Genomic DNA, 1,117 nt, shown 5'->3' with positions numbered 1-1,117 from the left:
GCCCGGCCGCTGCGCCGCACCATCCAGCGCGAGATCGAGGACAACCTGTCGGAGAAGATCCTGTACGGCGAACTCACCGCCGGACAGATCGTCATCGTCGGGACCGAGGGCACCGGCGAGACCGCCAAGTTCACCTTCAGGGGCGCCATCCCGCAGGACGGGACGCCGCCCACCGCACCGGCCCGCGCCGCCCACTGACCGCACGCCCGGCGCGTCCGACCGCGCCTGATCGGGCCTGGCCGCGCCTGATCGCCCGCCGTACGGGGGTGCCTGACGGCGCGTTCCGCAGGGTTGTCGAAGGGCTCGGGAAAGGGGCTCGCAACGCCCTCGCGGGGCGGCGGCGCGCGCTCTTGACACCATATTACGTACATGGAACATTACTCAGAGTGAACGCTTTCGCGGTGCTCGCGCAGCCGCAGCGGCGTCGGATCCCGGACGTCCCGCCCGACGGCGAACCGTCCGCCGGGGAACCGGCCGCGCGACTCGGCACTGGTCGCGGCGGCCGGACGCGCCGCGACCCCATCCCGACGCCAAGGAGCAGCAGGACATGACCGACGGCACCATCGAGCGCGACGGCGACCAGGCCCGCTTCCACTACGAGCGGCGGCTGGACCACCCCGCCGCCGAGACCTGGCGGATCATCACCACGCCGGCCGAGATCGCCCAGTGGATGGGGGTGGAGGTCGAGGAGTTCGACCCGCGCCCCGGCGGGCGGATCGTCGAGGTCCACATGGGGACCCAGCGGGTCGAGGACAAGGTCCTCAAGGCCGAGCCGCCGCACCTGCTCGAGCACACCTACTTCCAGGAGATGAACCCGAGCGCGGTCGTCACCTGGCGGGTGGACGAGGCCGGCGGCGGCTCGAGGATCGACCTCACGCACGTGATGAGCCTGGCCGACGTGCGGGCCGCCTCCGAGGGCCAGGACATCGACCCGATCATGATCCTGGCGCGCAACGGCGCGGGCTGGCACCACCTGCTCGACATGATCGAGGTCCGGCTGCGCGGCGAGGAGGTCCCCGAGTGGACCCCGGACGACCGGCAGGCCCTCCAGAAGCACTACGCCGAACTGGTGCCCTGATCCTCCGCCCGCCGGTCCGGGCCGTTTCGGACGGCCCGG

At 72.2% G+C, this 1,117-nt stretch carries 2 protein-coding genes; both read left to right on the top strand.

Annotated elements, in window-relative coordinates; genetic code table 11:
- Nucleotides 1–198: hypothetical protein (locus DZF91_RS23435; protein ID WP_147341311.1), on the top strand; the 198-nt coding region annotated here is incomplete at its 5' end.
- A gap of 349 nt (nt 199–547) precedes the next feature.
- Complete coding sequence (locus tag DZF91_RS23430) at nt 548–1,078, top strand: SRPBCC domain-containing protein (protein WP_117359511.1); 531 nt, start codon at nt 548–550, stop codon at nt 1,076–1,078.
- The last annotated feature ends 39 nt before the right edge of the window (nt 1,079–1,117 follow it).

Origin of the sequence: Actinomadura logoneensis, assembly GCF_003428695.1 — a bacterium.
GTDB lineage: Bacteria > Actinomycetota > Actinomycetes > Streptosporangiales > Streptosporangiaceae > Spirillospora > Spirillospora logoneensis.
The sequence above is the reverse complement of the archived record's forward strand: the minus strand, read 5'-3'. Positions and strand labels throughout refer to the sequence as shown.

Bases quoted from the DNA above. Each gene is read 5' to 3' on its own strand.
- DZF91_RS23430 (WP_117359511.1), top strand. From the start codon at position 548: ATGACCGACGGCACCATCGAGCGCGACGGCGACCAGGCCCGCTTCCAC.